This window comes from Pseudomonas sp. JE3303, assembly GCF_056312565.1.
In genome coordinates, this window is sequence record NZ_JBWGIF010000007.1 from 1 (window position 1) to 17,891 (window position 17,891).

The 17,891-nt window shown below is 54.5% G+C and carries 13 protein-coding genes and 2 pseudogenes; 4 read left to right on the top strand and 11 right to left on the bottom strand.

Features of this window, described 5'->3' with window-relative positions; genetic code table 11:
• Nucleotides 1-854 (top strand): annotated as a pseudogene (locus tag AC0ZZU_RS11395) (transposase); the annotation flags it as partial.
• A gap of 356 nt (nucleotides 855-1,210) precedes the next feature.
• On the opposite strand, the gene AC0ZZU_RS11400 reads toward AC0ZZU_RS11395, so the two are convergent.
• Together AC0ZZU_RS11400 and AC0ZZU_RS11405 are read right to left on the bottom strand one after the other, a co-directional pair.
• The gene (locus tag AC0ZZU_RS11400) at nucleotides 1,211-2,377 is read right to left on the bottom strand and encodes a UvrD-helicase domain-containing protein (protein ID WP_476340746.1); all 1,167 of its coding nucleotides are present in this window, start codon (nucleotides 2,375-2,377) and stop codon (nucleotides 1,211-1,213) included.
• A complete protein-coding gene (locus AC0ZZU_RS11405; protein WP_476340748.1) occupies nucleotides 2,370-4,031 on the bottom strand; it encodes an ATP-dependent nuclease in 1,662 nt (553 codons plus the stop codon). The genes AC0ZZU_RS11400 and AC0ZZU_RS11405 overlap by 8 nt, the downstream gene beginning before the upstream one ends.
• 430 nt (nucleotides 4,032-4,461) lie before the next feature.
• On the opposite strand from AC0ZZU_RS11405, the gene AC0ZZU_RS11410 reads away from it, so the two are divergent.
• Nucleotides 4,462-5,085 carry a hypothetical protein gene (locus AC0ZZU_RS11410; RefSeq protein ID WP_476340749.1) on the top strand — a complete coding sequence of 208 codons (624 nt, stop codon included), beginning with the start codon at nucleotides 4,462-4,464 and terminating at the stop codon, nucleotides 5,083-5,085.
• 438 nt (nucleotides 5,086-5,523) lie between these two features.
• On the top strand, nucleotides 5,524-5,844 hold the full coding sequence (locus AC0ZZU_RS11415) for a hypothetical protein (RefSeq protein ID WP_476340750.1): 321 nt from the start codon (nucleotides 5,524-5,526) through the stop codon (nucleotides 5,842-5,844).
• Between the two features lie 21 nt (nucleotides 5,845-5,865).
• On the opposite strand, the gene AC0ZZU_RS11420 is transcribed toward AC0ZZU_RS11415, so the two are convergent.
• The 7 genes and pseudogenes from AC0ZZU_RS11420 to AC0ZZU_RS11450 form a co-directional block, all read right to left on the bottom strand.
• Complete coding sequence (locus AC0ZZU_RS11420) at nucleotides 5,866-7,428, bottom strand: DUF2272 domain-containing protein (RefSeq protein ID WP_476340751.1); 1,563 nt, start codon at nucleotides 7,426-7,428, stop codon at nucleotides 5,866-5,868.
• Nucleotides 7,429-7,486: 58 nt separating this feature from the next.
• Nucleotides 7,487-9,475: a pYEATS domain-containing protein gene (locus AC0ZZU_RS11425; protein ID WP_476340753.1), complete on the bottom strand. Its 1,989-nt coding sequence runs from the start codon at nucleotides 9,473-9,475 to the stop codon at nucleotides 7,487-7,489.
• Nucleotides 9,472-10,644: a hypothetical protein gene (locus AC0ZZU_RS11430; protein WP_476340754.1), complete on the bottom strand. Its 1,173-nt coding sequence runs from the start codon at nucleotides 10,642-10,644 to the stop codon at nucleotides 9,472-9,474. Before AC0ZZU_RS11430 ends, AC0ZZU_RS11425 begins: the two co-directional genes overlap by 4 nt.
• Complete coding sequence (locus AC0ZZU_RS11435; protein WP_476340755.1) at nucleotides 10,641-11,768, bottom strand: lipase family protein; 1,128 nt, start codon at nucleotides 11,766-11,768, stop codon at nucleotides 10,641-10,643. Before AC0ZZU_RS11435 ends, AC0ZZU_RS11430 begins: the two co-directional genes overlap by 4 nt.
• A 44-nt stretch (nucleotides 11,769-11,812) precedes the next feature.
• On the bottom strand, nucleotides 11,813-12,661 hold the full coding sequence (locus tag AC0ZZU_RS11440; protein ID WP_476340756.1) for a gasdermin: 849 nt from the start codon (nucleotides 12,659-12,661) through the stop codon (nucleotides 11,813-11,815).
• Between the two features lie 614 nt (nucleotides 12,662-13,275).
• Nucleotides 13,276-14,217: pseudogene (locus AC0ZZU_RS11445) on the bottom strand (OPT/YSL family transporter); the annotation flags it as partial.
• A 45-nt stretch (nucleotides 14,218-14,262) separates the two neighbouring features.
• Nucleotides 14,263-14,682 carry a RidA family protein gene (locus AC0ZZU_RS11450; RefSeq protein WP_476340757.1) on the bottom strand — a complete coding sequence of 140 codons (420 nt, stop codon included), beginning with the start codon at nucleotides 14,680-14,682 and terminating at the stop codon, nucleotides 14,263-14,265.
• 68 nt (nucleotides 14,683-14,750) lie between these two features.
• Here AC0ZZU_RS11450 and soxR point away from each other — a divergent pair, with 68 nt between their 5' ends.
• Nucleotides 14,751-15,146, top strand: coding sequence for a redox-sensitive transcriptional activator SoxR (soxR, locus tag AC0ZZU_RS11455; RefSeq protein ID WP_476340758.1), 396 nt, complete (start codon nucleotides 14,751-14,753; stop codon nucleotides 15,144-15,146).
• Between the two features lie 130 nt (nucleotides 15,147-15,276).
• Here the strand turns inward: soxR and AC0ZZU_RS11460 are convergent, their stop codons facing one another.
• Nucleotides 15,277-15,633, bottom strand: coding sequence for a DUF6124 family protein (locus AC0ZZU_RS11460; protein WP_476340759.1), 357 nt, complete (start codon nucleotides 15,631-15,633; stop codon nucleotides 15,277-15,279).
• A 467-nt stretch (nucleotides 15,634-16,100) separates the two neighbouring features.
• Nucleotides 16,101-17,825: a sulfatase-like hydrolase/transferase gene (locus tag AC0ZZU_RS11465; protein ID WP_476340760.1), complete on the bottom strand. Its 1,725-nt coding sequence runs from the start codon at nucleotides 17,823-17,825 to the stop codon at nucleotides 16,101-16,103.
• Between the last annotated feature and the right edge of the window lie 66 nt (nucleotides 17,826-17,891).

A 17,891-nucleotide genomic window follows, 5' to 3' on the forward strand; every position in this document is an offset into this window, starting at 1 on the left:
AAGACTGAGCGATTGAAAGACAAAGTCGAAAAGCTGAAACAGCAGATGCAAAAACTCAAGGACATCGAGGCGCAGCTTCAACCAGTCCCGATCAGCAAATCTCGCTTACCGATCCAGATGCCCGTTCGATGGCCACAAGCGGCCGAGGCTCCGGCACAGTTGGGTACAACGTACAAACAGCAGTCGACGACAAACACCATCTGATCATTGCCCATGAGGTGATCAACGTTGGTAATGATCGCGGGCAACTGAGCAATATGGCTAACCAGGCACGTGAAGATATCGGTGCTGAGGCGATGACGGTGGTTGCTGATCGAGGCTATTACAAAGGCCCGGAAATCCTTGCTTGCGAGCAAGCTGGCATCACCACCTTTGTACCTAAACCACTGACATCGAGCAGCAAAGCGGAAGGCCGATTCGGCAAGCAGGACTTCATCTACATGGCTGCATCGGACGAATATCGATGCCCTGCGGGCCAGTTGCTGACGCGCCGGCATTCCTCGGTGGAAGACGGCATGCTACTGCACTGCTATTGGTTTTCAGGATGCCAGAGCTGCTCCATGCAGAAGCAGTGTACAACCGGTAAAGAGCGGCGATTAAGCGCTGGGAGCATGAAGCCGTAGTCGAAGGAGTGCAGATTCGATTGGAGCATGATCCGGGGAAGATGAAGGTTCGCCGGCAGACGGTGGAGCATCCCTTGCACGCTCAAATTCTGGATGGGAAGTACCCACTTCCTGACCAAAACCCTGCCGAGGGTAAGCACCGAAATGAGCCTTCACGTGCTCGCCGACAACCTCAAACGAATGATGAGCATCTTCGGCATCGCAGGGTTAATTGAGGCGATCAGGGCGTAAACCCCGCCGCGTGCTGGCCCGCAAACAGCTATATGGGCAGCTGACGCGGCCCATATAGCACTGCAAACGTCTTTTCCGCGGGTAAGGGTATCCGCGCTCTCGCCTGCTGATTCCACAGGCAGTCAGCTCAACTATGGGTTTTCGATGTATTTACTGCGTTTTCACACAGCCTGGACCCATAGCGGACTTTCGCCAAGGGCTACATACGACCAAAAGCGGACGGTCTAACGTTCGCGAATGCTCGTGGAAAGTGCCGATGTGATGCGCCGATTCCTCAGATAAGACGCGAGCCTTACCCCAAAATTGAGGCGTTTATCAGAAACGCTATCAGTTGAAGTCATCACCGCGTGGACTCATTAACTGCCGTCAACAGAAGCTTTTGCCCAGATCGGGAACCGTAAGCCAGCGGCTTTCTTGTCAGGCACGATAAACCCCAGACTATATCGCGCGCGCGTAATGGCGACGTACATCTTGTTCTGAGCTGTTTCGTCCTTCGCGGGAAACGGCTTTCGCGCATCCAAGACGAAATGCAACTGGTTTTCAGTCGGTAGCACCAACACCCGATCAAAACCCAGCCCTTTGCTCCCGCCAAAGTTGTAGCAGCGCGCCTCGGGGGGAAGAAGCTTCGCTCCTGACGTCACGCTCCAACGCAGCACCATAGGGTCAAAAACCTTAATGTATTCGGCGACGTCCGACTCCTTGACGATGAATGTGCCGAGGTGATGGAAAAATTCAGGTGGCACCTCCTTCACTGCTGACTCCGTCGCTTCATAGGTACCGTTATGTACAGCATCGGCGACGTCACAAATCGGTTGAATGCATCGCCGGTTATGTGTCAGTGACTCATCCTCAAAGCCCATGGACTTGAAGGCTGCGATCTTCTCAGCGGCCGTCTTTGGAGCTTTTTGGCCAAACGTCGTCTCGTACACCGTCTGCCGGAAATCCCCTACGCACGTGATGGGTGTCGGCATCACTTTGCTCAGCCCCTTGAGCACCTCGTAGTCCCACCCAACCAGATCTTGAACCTCATCAAAGAACACCTGGGTATAAATCTCCCCTAGTCGTATTGCCGCAGAGTTTATCGTGGCCTTCATGATCCGGCTCGCCAGTTTTGCGAGAAAGCCGGTATGAGCCTTGGTCTTGCATGAAGTCAGGAAATGTTTTGGGTTGTAGCTCTTATCGTCCAGCTGCTCCGCGCACCCCGGGAGCATAGACGTTGAATCTGGCTTCATATGAGGATTGCGCTGGTTGAAACAGATGCCATCGATCCGACGCGGGAACAATGCCTGCTGATACGGCCTCACCATATCTTCCAGGTAAAATGAGAACAAACCTTTGACAACGAACCGATCACTATGCATACCAAAGATCTCCAGAAATCGACGTCTCAGTTCCTGCTGATTACTGGTCGTATAGGTCACCACCAGAACCTTTCCTCCACGCTCAATTTCGGCGATTGATTCGGTAATAATCTTGTGAGTTTTGCCTGAACCGGCGCCCGCCATGCAGAGTTTATTAGGCAAAATTCAGCACCTCAGCGAGGAAGGCTGGATATTTGAACGGCTCATCAGTTTCGAAAATTCGAATCGCGGCGTCGACCTTCTTCTTGCCTTTGCCGTCGCCGTCACCGCTTCTGAACCACTCCACGATAAATTCGAGCTTTTCAGCAAAGGTAGGTATGGCAGTGAACAGCTTGAAGGTTTTGCTTGAGAGGGTGATTTTTGCAAATGCTTCCAACTCTTTTTCCGATTCCGCGTTGGCCAGAATCATCGCTGGCTCCAGCGAAAACTCATTATTTTTCGTTGAAGAGATCAGCTTTATGTTTGGGAAATCTGTGTAATCTTTGCGTGCTTTAACGACGTTATTTTCGTAATTGCCGTCGTTATCTCGTAAGACATTAATCGTGGTACCGATTTCTTTGCCGATCGCAATGAACGTCTTGAACCCGACGCCGCGCACCACAATGATATCGATCCCGTCTTGCTCTGGCAGACGCTCTTTGTGGGTCTCTCTGTAGATCTTTTTGAGAATTAACTCATCAGAGGGGCCTTCTACCAACACCACCTTCTTGGAGAGCGCGACACGCAGCGTGTCGTAGCCTGGCAGCCGCTTCAGCGTCTTTACTACCGCATTGTCCAGCAGATGTAGTCGCTTATATGTGTCATGCAGCAAGCAAATTTTATCAATGCTCAGTTTGTTCAGCACATAAGAACTGTGGGTGGTGAGGAATAGCTGCTTGCCGTCTCGCTGGTCCTCAATGTCTTGCACTAACTTGCTTAGCTCAACATGCGACAGGTGATTTTCTGGCTCCTCCATCATAACCAGGTCGATATCTTTTGACTTGTTATGCAGGGCCAGCTTGATTTGCACCTTGCTCTGCTCACCCTTGCCGATCATGTGGTACGGCACGGAATCTACTTCAAGTTGCAAACCGTTCTGGAGCGCGCCAGCGGGCATGGTGTTGGCGGCGATGGTCAGCCTCTTTTCCGTGATCCTGTTATCGGAATCCAAATCCTTGTTGACGGTCGTGACCTCATCAGTATTGTTGAATGATTGGAGAGTCTCACGGTAGTGCAGGCTCAGACGATACTCTTCGTCCTTTCTGAGTGCGGTGCTCAGCACATTCGAGATATACTGGTTTTTGCCGAAGGTGGGATGAATACGAGTGGGGTCAATGTAGAGCGCTCTGAATTGCTTGGTCATCGGCTTGATAACATTCCAAGCAAAATCCATCCATTCGACTTGGTAGAACTCCACTGGGATGCTGGTCACCGCGGCACCAGAGGCTAGGTAATCGTTATAGGCATCAGTAAAATCTGGATCAAAGCTGACTTTGATCTGCACCCCCTGAGCATCTTTCTTCAGGCTATTGTTCGCACCCCGGTAGTCGGGCACGTCCTTCATATACGCCTCGATCACGAGGCACGGTAAATCTCCAGGCGCTTTTGGCGAAGCGCGGAACGCAGCAACTGTCTCTGCGTTGAATAGATCCGGGGAGAATTCGCTATTAAATGGCCGACCGCGATACTGAAAATTGAGCACGATCTCCAAAGCCTCCAGAATCGTGCTTTTGCCTGCGTTATTATCACCCACGAAAATATTTACATCTTCGTTGAAGTCAAAAGTCTGATCCTTGAACTTTTTGAAGTTGATCAGGCGTAGCGATTCTATGAGCACGTTTCGAGATCCTTATGAAGTAGCGGCGGCCGATATGGCTTAAGGCCATTGCGGTTCACGCTATAGGGACGTGGGCTCCCTGTCCAGTAAGAAGACAACCTGCGACGTCGGCCTTGCGGGGTAGAGTGGGTCGGGTCCCCTCAGCACACGCAGCGCAACTGGTATAGACAATTCGTCCTGATCTGGGGCCTTGGACTTTCCAGCAGCGCCAGCAATCGGCATTGAAGCACTAATGTATTGAAGTCGATGACGCATTGGGGTTGGCGGAGCAGACGGAGGTCTGAAAGCGTACAGCGACGGTCGAGGTATGTCCGTCGCAATCCGACCCCAAGTGATCATTCACTGAGAGCAGCTATCGGCCGAAAGCGGCCACTGGACACCCTGATAGCTAAACAGCAGCTTAAGGAATGAGATTTCGAAGAACATTTCATTGGTATCGCACCATGCTTTAAAGCTTCGTATGGCATTACGGCGCATCACCGGGCTCAACTGGGCTCAACTGGTCGAGCAGCGGTTGTGGTCACGCTTCGCCGAGGACGACGCGTATGTGCAGGTCGACCCGATCGGGTTTGCGATGGCCTCTGGTGGCATCAGTTGTAACCTTCGCGACTCCGCTCGTTTCGCCGAAATGGTACGCCGCGATCTGGCCCGCGATGCCAAGGGCGACAGCTTCAACCAGGCAGTGCATAGCACCTTCCAGCCTGCAGACCCGGCGGTGTTCGCCCAAGGCAACCTCGGCCCCAGCTGCCCTGGCTACGGCTACCGCAATTACTGGTATCAGAAAAACGACGGCGATGGCTCGGTCGAAGCCAGCGGGCGCTTCGGTCAGAAGATTTCATTAACCCCGCTGCGAAGTGGTAATCGTCAAGCTGTCAGCCACCTCCGATCAGGCCCGGCGCGGCACGCGTGCCGACGACAAGGTGAAGGCCCCTGCGCGCGATGTGGATTCGCCGGCTGCGTTCTACAGGATGGTTGGTGCGGTGTTGGCGGCCCTGCCGGATTGAGGTGCAGGGAGCGTCTGACAGATGCTTGTGCCAACATCTACAGTACCTGAAGCATCTCCCCAGAACGACGTCCCCACTCCCATGATGCTCTCACCGGCACTCAACGCCAAACCCTGCGCAAGCGTCTGGGCCACTGGTGACGAAGTCAGCATTCCATCAAGCCAACGTGGCCGCTTGTGCAAAAGCTGTAATTGGCTGCTTGCCGCCATAGTCTCACTGGCTTGCTGCAACCTCTCTTTTCGTACAGAGCCAACGGAGGGTGACATTACGATTCGCACAATCTGACGGACTCCCCATTGCTGCACTGCTCTAATGGAGAAGTGACTCACTGTGTGCTTGCAAAGGTACGGGAGAACGATCACAAAGAACGTCTAAGCGGCTTCAATACCGCACTTTACTCAATTAAGGGTGTTGTGTTGATTGTTATTTTGTGCTGGCTTTTTGTACTTTTGTCTCCTTTAGTGCAGAAGTTAGTAAGAGCTTGAGCATTGGATGAAAGTAGATACTTCCATGTCGGGAAACGGATTATCTCCAAGAAAAAATATATCAAGGACCCAAATTATCTCTTGAATGATCTTGATTTCGATCATGCTACCGACTTGATTAAAGTTGGAAATGTCATCCTTGCGAGCGGAGATCCAGTTGTAGGTCGAACTACATATGGAACAGAGAAAGGGCTGGCAACCTATGTAGGCACAGCCGGAGATTGCTTGTTTGTGTTGGATAGCAAGGCTCGTGACATTGGTGCTGCAGATTTTTCCGATCGCAAGGCAATATGGGTTCATGCGCTACCTAAATTTTGTAAATAGAGGGTTGGTAATGCCCGCTGACTATGCTTCTGCAACACCTGCTCGATTCTTGAGAAGAGCGATGATGTTCTGATCTGGGCGAAGGAAGCCATCAAGGGATAGGTGGTATTCTTGCAGCGTCGTCCCAAACCCCACTGTATTTTCTACATTACCGCCAAGGACACGTACGACATCGGGTTTCACCTCGACTACGATGTCTGAATGGCTTTCATAGGACTCATGGTTTTCAGCATATGAAAAGCTGAAGTCATTTCCAGACCGATTTCGTTGAATTATGTCTCCCAGCTCCGGTTTTGCCTCTGAAATGCGGAAACCCCAGAACGGTTTATCCTCCCGCTTAGTAATGCGAGCATTGATCGCATTGTTCACGAATGCCGCGTGCCCTTGTGCAAAGCGAAAGTTCGCGTATGCAGGACCTGCGCGTCGTACAACCCAGGAGACGAACGCAGCTGACCAAGGCACATCGCGCCCGTCTGGGTAGGTACTACGTCCATTATAGGGCTGGCCAATTGCTGCCCACATTTCTCTAACATAGTCGCAATACGGATCATTTTTCTCGTTACCGTGACCTTTTCCAAAGCGTAACCATTCGTCGATCGTAGCCCTGACCAGTGCCTCAACTTCCGGCCTCTCAGGTTTTCGCAAGTACTCAGCGAAGCAAACACCCTCATCGCTGTCGGCGCGTACTTTTCTCCACCCTCCGGTGTCTGTTTCTGCCAAAGCGACAAGGCGTTCACCAATTGTCAAATCGCGAATGATGGCGCCATTAGGTGCTTCACGCAGCCGCAGCCCTTCAGTTGCTACGATTAGATCTTCCGATGAAGGGGCGCGAGTGGGCGTTATGATTAGCGGCAAGGCTGCAAGAGTTGCATCCTCCGCTTCATCCCAAACAACCATACCGGTGCCGTCTACACCTACTTGGAAGGCACCCAGTTGCTTTCGGACAATGCGTATGACGTTGCGGTCATATCCGATCTGGCTAGTCGCCTCCGTACGCTCCGGGGGAACTTGTCGAATGGCCCACCTGTTCGAAAAGAAGAATTGTTCAGTTCCGAGAAATGCCCTGGACATCGAAAGCCATGGCACTTCGATCAAATTTTCTGATAGTAACTTGGAAAGCGTGGCGCCGCTTCCATAACAGCCAATTCGAAAATCGTCACCGATCTGCTCTTTCACTGCTCTGAAGTAATCCAGAATAGGACCATCAATCTGTTTTGCGGTGTAATCCTTGTCGACCGCGAATAGGATTGTGCTTGCTTTTCCGATGGGCTGCCCTACAGTCTTGGCGAAGGCCAGCGCGCTCTGAGCATTCCTCTTTCCGATGGAGGTAGAGAAATTTGAGATATCACGGCTGCTGTCCTGGAAGATCGGCAGAATAGCAAACCCCTCCTGTGATAAATACTTCGCTTCTTCCAGCGTCAGCGTCTTCGGTCTAGAAGTGCTTGAATAGTAGCGGATAATCGTATCCACCCCATTGAGATGCAGAAACTTGAGAAGTTTCTTGCCTGGACTGCTGTTTAGGCGCGTGCTGGAGTCGATCGCCGTCCAGCCAGTGTCATTGGCGAAATCTTCTTTGAGCCCCATCTCCTGCTTCCTCTTCGCAGACAGAAATTAAGCGAAACGCCTTACATGTTCTGTAAAATCATAGTGTTTTGATAATGTGCGGTGCGTGATCGAGCGTTGCAAGGTTGAGTTCGAGTCTCAAATTGGGGGCTGGCAGCCAAACGCCGACGGTGAATCCTCCCCACGCGTGGACAGAGAGAGATGCACGTCTGTTACTGAACAAAACTTTTACCCAGCGGGGACTGAAGTCCGGGTGAAGACAAAACCAAGCGACATCGTCGAGTTCGACCTTGGTCGAGTTCGACGCTGTTATCGTCATTTCTACAGTAACCCAGTCAGCGGTCGAAGTCGGCTGAAATGCTGCATCGAGTATATAGCCGTCGACCTCGGCGCTCCCGCCAAATTTGCCCAAATTGGGGTCATCTTCTGTCGTGGTAATTGCTGGCTCGTCTTCCTCTCGGAGACGCTCTCTCGACAATTCCTGATTTTGGGATGATTCCGACTGCGTTGCAGCCGAATTCGAGGATACGACTTCCTCTAACCGGGGGCTTTGAACTTGAAAACGTAAGAGAATTTCCTTCTTGGGCGGCTCTATGCGGCGCAGCCAATTGGGCGATCCGTAGCGCTTATTTTTCGATGCTGCCTGTGAGATGGATTTAACCTGTTGCCCGGGGATACTGTTCACTAGTATTTCCAAACCTGGCGGGGCGCTGTCGAAATGCCTAGCGGTAGAGGCGTTCCTGGCGACAGTGATGTGGTTACCTTGAATAGTTCCGTTGAGGACAACGGTCGTGTCGCGACCTCTGAGTCGTCCCGAAGGAGATCGATAGGGAGTGAGGTGGCCTTCCTTGAGTGAGTCTTTGTCTCGACTGAGCCAAGAAAACGTGGCGTCGTGACTATTCTGTAACGGGGCCTGTCTGCGCCAACGAGCAATCAGAGTCGCCGCCCTTTTTTTCTGCTTGTCGAATGGTGACTCGGCGAAGAAAAACTCTATGCCTTCAGCCAGTTCACCAAAGAGCTGATTGGCGTAGCTGTAATAAGGAGAGCCTAGCGATGACGCTTGGGTCAGGGCCCTAAGTGCCAATACGGCCGCTGAGGTTTGCGATTCCTTAGAGCCGTCGGCTGACATGATTAGCTGGTGTGCTCTAATTACGTGAGCGTCGTAAGCCCAATTGGCTTTTAGTGCAAGATTTTCTGCCCACTCACTGCAAATTTTTCCAAAAATGTCGGGAAACCGGATGAACAATAATCCAGCCAAGATTGCTCCCCAGGGATCACCCTTTTCCTTTGTCAGGAGAGTATGCATCTGATTTTCGGTTAACAGTGTCTGGCTAAGTTCTTTTGCTTCGTCCGACGTTCCTCCTTGTAAGGTTCGAAGCAATGCTCGGGTTCGGGGATCTTCAGGCGTGATCAGATATTCGACGTCGGCTGAAGCCAAGACGGATGGATTGATGCTGATGGTCGTACCACCCTGGTACATAGGAAGAAGCTGGCGTTGAACTTTAACGTCCTGAAGGGCGCTCGAGAGTCGTACTCTTTGTCCTGACCAGGGTGTCCAATGATAAGCGCCTCGCACAGTGATGAGCGCAAGCTCCCCGACCATTTGCAACTGAAAACTTCCGTTGAATGGTCCAAAGGACTCTCGGTGGCCCTCAGATTCCTGTGACAAGCCTACCGAGAATTGGCGAACCTGCATATCCCGCGGTACGGGAGTGGCGTTCAAACAGACTGTTGGCTCCCCCTTCGCGTTGAAAAGTGCTGTAAGCGCTGCTTGTTCGTTTTCAACGTTAATGAAGTTTGGGGCCAGACCTGAAGCCCGTAAGGCTGAGAATGAAGGCAGCCTCACTAAATTCTCCTGCCCGGATATCACCTCGAAGATCACTGACTGTGGTGAGACACCTGCGGGCGCTATCTCTGCGATGAAATACCCAGGCTCGAATGTTTGGATCGGCAAAGTGATGTTGTCGTGCGTGGTTACCCATGAGCGGACTAAACCATTCGCATTGCTGATCCTGATTCGGCCCACTGAGAAGTCTGGAGGAGCGACGAATTTAAGTGTTGTATTCATCGCACTATTACTCGGTGATTGAAAATTGGCTGTATAGGAAAGAAGCGGCTTGAGTAGAAGGTTGAGGTTGCATCCGTGACGGCCAGAGCATAATGCGGTGAAAAGCTTCCCTTGATGGTGGTGCGCCAGACCGCATCGATTAGATCTGTTTTGCTCGCGATCCAGGGAGGATTTGGATCATCTCGATCGCTTACATATAGGTTAAAGCGGGTCATGGCATCCGCCGGGTCTGTGGACACAAGCAGTGGAAATTCAGGGTTGGTCAGATTGGTAATGGGATAAATCTCATTCTGCGTCAGGACAGGGGATGGCTCGAAGGGCATGTCTGACCAATGCGGAAAAAAAACCCTGCGTAAGGGCTTCAAGTCGTAGATCAGTTCACTGGGATGGACAATCCAGTTGTTGTCTTTCCATCTGGCTGATGAGCCATTAAGGCCCATAACGATGGTTTGAGTGAAACGGCCGAGCTTTACAGGATCGTCGGGGCTTATTGCACCCTCGTAAGCGAGTAGCTGGTCCGGAGCCGCACAAAGCAGGAGAACCTTATCGCGTGGTTCACCGAAGAGGAGAGGGTCGTTGAAAAAGCGAGTTTCAAGTGCGTTGCTAAGCTCGAAGCTTTGAATGAACTCACCGCAAGCGTCCGAAAACATGAAGGCGCAGCGTATAGAGGCCTCGCGACGAAGCGACTGGGCTAGGTTTCCTATGTTCAAAAAACTCCACGGATTCTCACCTGTGCTGTTCAGGTCTTCCAAGAAGAGAACGGGCTGTGCAGAGTGTGCTGCGCCATGACCGCAGCAATAGAACAGCGCAACGTCGCCGGGTCTGGCTCTAAGCCGATTCAGCCACAGCTTGCCAGCGATCTTCACGTTCGCTTCGCTGGCGCGATCCACTGGTATTTTTGGGCTCCACGCATATCTCTGATCTGCACTGGCGGGATCAGAAATTAGTACTTCCAAGCTTCCTAGCTTCGTTGCAAGTCCATCCAGGCTTTTTAAGAGCCAATCACTCATGAATTTAGCGCTGTCCGCTGCGCTAGGTATGTCACGAACATTTCTCAGCAGTGGCAGGCCGCCCCAGTCGGGAGAGCGGTGAGGATACTCACCAACACCGATTACGAAGGCATGTGTTACAGGCTCATTGCCCAAGTCTCTTTCGAAGATTGTGGTCATGGTGATATGACCCCCAGAGCCAGGAGTCGCTGCCGTGCTTTGGCGAAGAACTGCGGTCGCTTAAAGTAGGTTGTGTGTGCCGATGCAAGGCCCGTGACTGAGTCGAATGTAAGATCTTTAACGCCGGTGAACAGAGGGGATGCCCGAAAGGCAAGGGGATCAATGGGATCAAAGACGTTTAGCCAATGATCTACACAGGAGGGCTTGGGCGCCTTTCCATCAATGGCAACTTTGCCGGCCACGACTCCTAACGACTTGAATAGCCCTGGTTGAGAGCCGACTGTTATGAGGGCTGCGATCCGTAGATCTTCTGGGAGTTGTGCAGCCTCAAGATCTCCCAGCATATCGACGAGGATAACCCCACCCATGCTGTGGCCAATGACGATCAGGGAGGAAGAATCGGCTTTAGCGGCTTTGTGCGCTTCGACTAAGTCTGCTCGGATTACTTCCTTAATTTTTTCACGAAGTTCTCCCTCCTTCAGATACGCAAAAATATCGCCGAGAAATAGAACTACCGCCGGATTTATGCCGCCGCGAATCGCACCGAATGCTACCGTTGACACAGTGTTGCGTAACCGATCCGTCACAGCGGAGACAGCGTTGGCAAGCGTGCTGCGAATGCCAAAACTGTGATCACTGCGGGCGCTAAGCGCTACTGCTAAGTCTTGATCTGAGGTTGCGCTCTGTGCAATGCTGGGGGCATCTGTGCTCTCGAGTGCATCAACCATTGACTGGAATGCCAATAGTTCCTCCGCCGACAACAGGCGATTTTCTCGATCTGCGTTATCTACCAATTCAATGAATGCTGCATCGATCGCCGCGGAAGGACTTTTACGCGCAATGTCAGCTAAAGTGGGTCCAATCGTCGTACCTGCTCCAGCGAGTCCTCCACCCATCCCGGTAGTAGCGCCTCCTGCGATAGAGAAGCTAACTTCTCCTTCATCAGTGTTGAATAAATAAGGATCGATTTTTGGAACAAGATTTCCCCAAGCTGGAGATCGCACGGTGAGCGAGTGCCCCCTGAACAATGACTGCTTAAAGAGTACATCACGATTCTCTATGGCTTGTTTTTGTTCGGGGCTGGAGCGGGTCGCAACACCGTGGACGAAAACTAGCTGAACCATAAGTTTCTCCTTTCAACCAATTGTATGTGGGCGAACGTTGTGTGTTAGCGTTCTCCCAGCTCTAAGGGGTCGGTGCGTACTATCTTCGGTAGGGCGCCCTCGAAATTGGCGAACACATAGTTAATGTTTTCAGGATAAGGTGACTGACCGCTAATATTAAAGCTGGCATCTCCAGCTTTAACTGGGCGGAATACGAGGTCGATCTCGGCATCGTCACGACGGTCGCCAGCCGACAGCTCGATGGCGGCAAAGCCGAACGCTAAATCTGAAGGGCCTTCGTAAAGCACCGTTGAGGTGGCGCTGGCATCTATGCCGACATGGATTGTGCCACCTGCAAGCTGCTGGATGAGGGGAATGTTGAGGGTGATGTTGCTGTTGTCCTCTAGATAAGCAGTGACACCGATTTTGCGTGCGGTTACGACTTCCGTAATGACATAGAGATCGCCTGAACCGAAGAGGTACTTCTTAAGTATCGGATGGCTCCAACGTATTTTTGCCGCAGCTAGATAGTCTCCGATGGAGATGGTGTTAGCTCGGTGGCGAGTAACGTCAAAATAGACGAACTCAAGTTTTTTCGCTTTTTTATATCCAGCAGATAGATCAAGATATCCCGCTCCCATTGAACCAAGGATGTTGCCTAGGATGTCTATTCCAAGCTCAATAGGGATTTTACTGCTCTTTTTGCCATTAATGTTTGCAGCCGCAGACCGTGTGATTTCCGGGAGCGCATTATTGTTCGCTTCGGTCAGTTGATTTAAAATGCCAATGATCCCGCGGGCTCCTTTATATTCGCCGAGCAAGTCCAGCGGCTTTAAGTCGGCGCTAGGATGAAGAACGACGTTCAGGTTGAGGGACTTGAGGTAGCTTACTGACTGATCAGAACAGATGCCCATATTATACCTCTCTGTCTGGAGTTGGGGCGCTGAAAAGATAATTCAATGAGCCGGCGTTTCGCTCGGTAGGCTTAGTATGTTTGTCCAGTGCGGGGGAAGACGTTGTCCTTTCCCTTGGCTGGATAAGTTAACGGACGAGGTCATAAGTAGTAGAGAAGCACAGGTGGCTGGGGTTGTAAAACTACACCCGCTAAAATTAGCTGCCATTCGTCGGGTACTTGATTATATGCCGTGCGGTGGCTTAGATATCACCATGCAGCAATAATTTTCTTGCTCTGCTCATTCTTTCTTTATGGTAGTCCCTGTGCTTTCGTACGAAATCAGGGGTGAATAGTGGTGGAGCGTAAGAGCTTCAGCGGAAAATATTCAGAACGTATCCATCGGTCAGTGACAGCTTCTCGCCGTTTTGCGCTGGTTTCAATCGCCAAGACCATTTCTTTGGCCCCGGAGACCCAATCGTCTGAATCGCTGAAGACGAAGGTCGTCTGTATAGGCGGCAAATGGCGCAGTTTCCAAGGCCTGGCTTGGTGACGAGATCGGCCTGGAGAAAATGCTCCAGATTGGAGGAGCCGCCAACGCTTGCCCCACCCGAAATATCCCCCAAAACGATGCCCCCCCATGAGGCTCTCACCGGCAATCAGCCCCGCCGCCGCCGTAATCGCAAACCGCTCGGTAACGCTCGGCCACCGGCAGCAGACCAGCCAAGTAACAATCGCACCAAGCCCCATCATCAGGCCGATCGACGCCGGCAGGATGAACGCTACTCCCAACGCCGCCGTGCTCGGCAGCCAGCGGGCCGCCTGCTGCGGCAACAGGCTGTCCAGTGCCCCCAGCAGTATGCCAACAGCACTCCCGATCACAATCGCCCAACGTAACTCCAAGGGCAGCGCCCCCAAACCCTGCGTAAGCGTCTGGGCCACCGCCTTCCAGATTGCCACGGCCGGGGCCGGCAACTGGTCGGTGAGCAACAAGGCCGGTGGATCGGAAATCAGCATCCGATACACTAACACCCCGACCACGCTATTAATCAAGATACCGATGCATTGCGCAACCAACCGTTTGTGCGGCGTTGCGCCAATCGCCAGGCCCACTTTGAAGTCGTTCATCAGGTCGGTGGATTGCCCGGCCGCGCCACCCGCCGTGTTGGCGCTCATCAGGTTGATCGCCAGCTGCCCTGGGGCAATCAGACCGAAGCTGAGCTGCGACAGCTCGCGGATAACGCCAATCGACGCGATGCCGGTCGCGCCGGCCACGCGCGCGGTCACCACGGCAAGGCACACCGCCAGCGGAATGTTCAGCAGCGCCATCCACAATTCAATCCCGAACAGCAGCGCCTGCAGGATCACGACCAGCGCCATGGACAGCAGCAGCAGCCCCGACGCAGGCCATGGGGTTAAACTCATTCTGGCGCGTGGCGTCCGCTGTTCGGCGGCCGATCGCCGGGGCACCTGGAACAGGCGCACCGACAATGAAGTCAGGGTCGTACACACCATTAGGTTCACACCCGGCCACAACAGCCATTCCACCAATGCTGCGAACTGCGGGCCGCTGGCGTTCGGGGCTGCCAGCTGGCGATTGAACCACAGCCGCAAGGTCGCCAATTATGTGCAAGCAGCCACCGCCTCGATCTCCACCAGCATTCCATCCAGCGCCAACCGTGGCACCGGAACCAAAGTGCAGACGGGATGATGGCCGTCCTTCCAGATCCGATTCGCTTCCGTTACCCAGTCGCGCAAGCGATGCTCGTCGTGATCGACGATCAACAAGGTCAGCTTGAACACCTGCTGCAAGCTTGAACCCTGCGAGTTCAGTGCAGTGTTCACGTTGGTCAGCGCCTGCCTGGCCTGCTCAGGGAACGCCGCTGGCAGTCGTCCGTCGATATCCTCGCCACCTTGCCCGGCGACGAACAGCAGCCTGGCCCCAGACGCCAACGCAGCGACGTGGGAATACCCGTTGCTGCTCGGATCATACAGCCCAGACGGATTGAACAGCTCGAACGCAGGACGGGAATCTACGGACATAGGACAACTCCAGATGAGAGAGCTGGTAGTCTGCGACCTCAAGTTAGCTTGAGGTCAAGGAAGCCCGCATGCAGGAACGCAAACGGCTGTTGAGTCCCTCCGAGGTCGCCGAAGCGGCGGGAGTGGCGATCTCCACGTTGCATTTCTACGAGCGCGAGGGTTTGATCACGGCCCAGCGCAATGCGGGTAACCAGCGGCGCTATCGCAGTGACGTGCTGCGGCGAGTGGCGGTGATCAGAATTGCGCAAATGGTTGGCATTCCTTCGAAGGAGATAGGCGAAAAGCTGGGACAGCTGCCGTCTGAGCGTGCGTCAAATGCCAGGGAGTGGGCGCGGCTGTCCAGCCAATGGCGCAGTCACTTGGAGAGCCGTATCGAATCGCTGTTGGTGCTGAGAGACAAGCTGGGCGGTTGCATCGACTGCGGGTGCCTGTCGTTGAAGGATTGTCCGCTTCGGCAGGGGTAAGCAATGCCTGGCACCGGCTTCGCCGGTGTTCGCGGTTGAAACCGCTCCCACAACTGCCCGGTGAATCAGCAGGTTATCCGCAGTTCTCAAGGGTTGGTGCAAGAGGCCGCATGTGCGGCCTCGCACACGCTTAACCGAGGGTGTCTCGATTCACTGGTCGCACCTGTGGCTCCGGTCTCGGACCTACAGGCGGGTTGGTCGGCAACAGTACCAATCCATCCAGGACCTTGTGCACCAAGGCCTCTGCCATCTCCAGCGAAGTCTGCGAACCCCATAGCAGCCGCCGCGCATCACCGCGCGCGTCCTCGCGAGCGAGCGTGACGGACTGATAAGCGCCTTGCAGGAGATGAAGGGTGTGGATCAGCGCTTCCTCAGCCAGAACGCCTGGGCGCACAGTGAAGATCGGCTCGTGATGGCCATTGCAAGTGCCGAAGGTGAGGCGTTTGAGCGAATGCTCATCGGGCGGGTCGGGTAGTCCTTTGGTCATGCGTCAGCTCCTTTTGCAGTGGGCTGCCAACCATCGCCGCGAAACGAATAGGTGGCAGCTGTACGCGGGTTCGCGGACCGAGGCAAAAGGAAACCCGGCAGACCCGAAGGTCTCCCACGCACAGCCGCCATTACACAGAAAGCGGGCACGAAAAAAGCGCCTGCGATTGTGGTGGGTGGCGCTTTGCGCCTTTTGCATTGCGGGCCGCGACGCCCGGTCGCTGGATTGACAGCGACCCGGAAAGGTTAACGAGGTTGGTGGGCAGATTCAAGCCGCTGCACAACGCAGCAGAGAATTGCACCCATGTCGGAAGCCGCTCCGGCAGACATGGTTCGGAAGCGGTCAGCTGCACTGGCGGCTTTCGCACCTGGTAAATCATGCGCTGTTGCTGCCAAATGTCCTGCACCACGAACCCATGATTTGCGCGGCAGGAAAATGGACCGCGCAAATCATGCCTCCCCCCCGCCTCACTTCACGGCATGCTGGTTCCCACCCGCCCCCTCAACCGGCACCACCACGATCTCATCCGGCGTGATCACCTCATGCAGGTCGATCCGCCGGAAATCCGGCTTGGCACCAAGCCGTGCATTGAACCGCACATTGAAGGTGAACGGGTCTTGCGTGGGCACATCCAGCGCCTGGCCATACAGCGGCGTGATCCCCGCGCGGTCATAGCCCAGCAGGCTGAGCAGCGTGGGGAAGATGTTGTAGTGACTGGAGGCATTGCGGTTGGCCGCGAGCTGCGCCTGCCAGTCAAGGGTCTGCAGCCCTTTGCCCTGAATCACTACCAGAGGCACCAACCCTTCCTCGGCCTCTGGATCACTGTCGCAGTGGGTGTTGAGACCGGGGTTGCCACGCTCGTGCAGGTCCTGGCCGTGATCGGAGGTGTAGATCACCACGGCCTTGCTCAGGTCGGCCTGGGTGAACAGGCGGCGGAAAAATTCGCCGACGCTCCATGAGACGGTGTTCATGTAGGCGTTGCGATACAGCACCCAGTCCTGGGGGCGCCCGTCAAAGCCTTCGCGGGTGCCGGTGTCGGCGACGTCAATGAAGCGTCCGCGGGGCAAGGCCGGCTGATACTGCGCGAACTCGTCGGGGTACTTGTCGTGCACGGGGAAGTGCGCGCCAACCTTGTTGATCACGATCAGTTGCGGGGTGCCGTCGCCGAGCAGTTCGACCAGCTTGGCCAGCGCAGCCATGTCGCGCTGGAGCACCGGGGTATCGTCGAACTGGATGAACTGGTCGATGTCGCGTTTTTCGGTCTCGGTCATCAGATTCTGCAGGTTGCCGCCGGTGCGCTGGCCGTCGATGTAGATAGTGCTGCGCCCCGCGGCCTTGGCGTATTGCCAGATCGATGGCTGGGTCGAGTTGATGCGCAGGTAGTCGCCGCGGGTGCCGCCGTAGCGCAGCGTCACGTTGGTGTCGGCGCTGCAATTGGCGACCGAGGCCGCATAGCCGTAGTTGAACACGCTCACCCCGGGAGGCGGTTGGTTCAGGTGGGTGACCACGCCCGCCGGGGTGTTAACGTCCAGGTAGTTGCCGCCGATGCTTTCATCGATGATCAGCACGATGTCCTTGGCCATCGCAGGACCTGTGTGCGCCAGCGTCACCGGCTGGCGAGGGCCGACGCTGTCGTGCAGCGACTCGTAGCCGAACAGGCTCAGGTAGGCCAGCGGCGTGTACATCACCGGCAGGCCGCGTGCGCCCTCGCCTGCCCGCACGAAGAGAATGCCGATCAGCAGCGCGAGCGCCAGGAGCGGCGTGCTCCATGCCAGCGCAGCGCGCGGCAAGGGTGACGGAGCGCCGGGGCGCAGGCCGATACCCACCAGCAGGAGCAACGATTTGGCCAGCGCCAGGGTGATTGCGTAGTGGTACTGCTCCAGCGCCTCCTGGATGAAGCCACCGGCATACACCATGGAAACAAACGCGCTGTAGGTCAGGTAGGAGTCGGTGATGCGCATGTAGCCATCGAAAAACAGCGCGCTGATCGAAAATGCCAGCGCCACGGTCCAGCGCACCACCCCCACGCGGATCCACGCACTGGCCAGCAGGCCGGCGGCGAGGATTGCGAAAACCCCCAGGTACAACCCCAACGAGAGACTGACGCCAAGCGCTTGCAAGCGCTCGAGGTAATAGTCCTGGAAGCTGGCCAGATAAAGCACCAGCACACCCATCTTGATATATCCGCGCATGTTTCCTGTCCGCCGCTGTAACCGTATTTCTCCTGAACCGTAGCAGGGATGTAACAAAGCACAAGG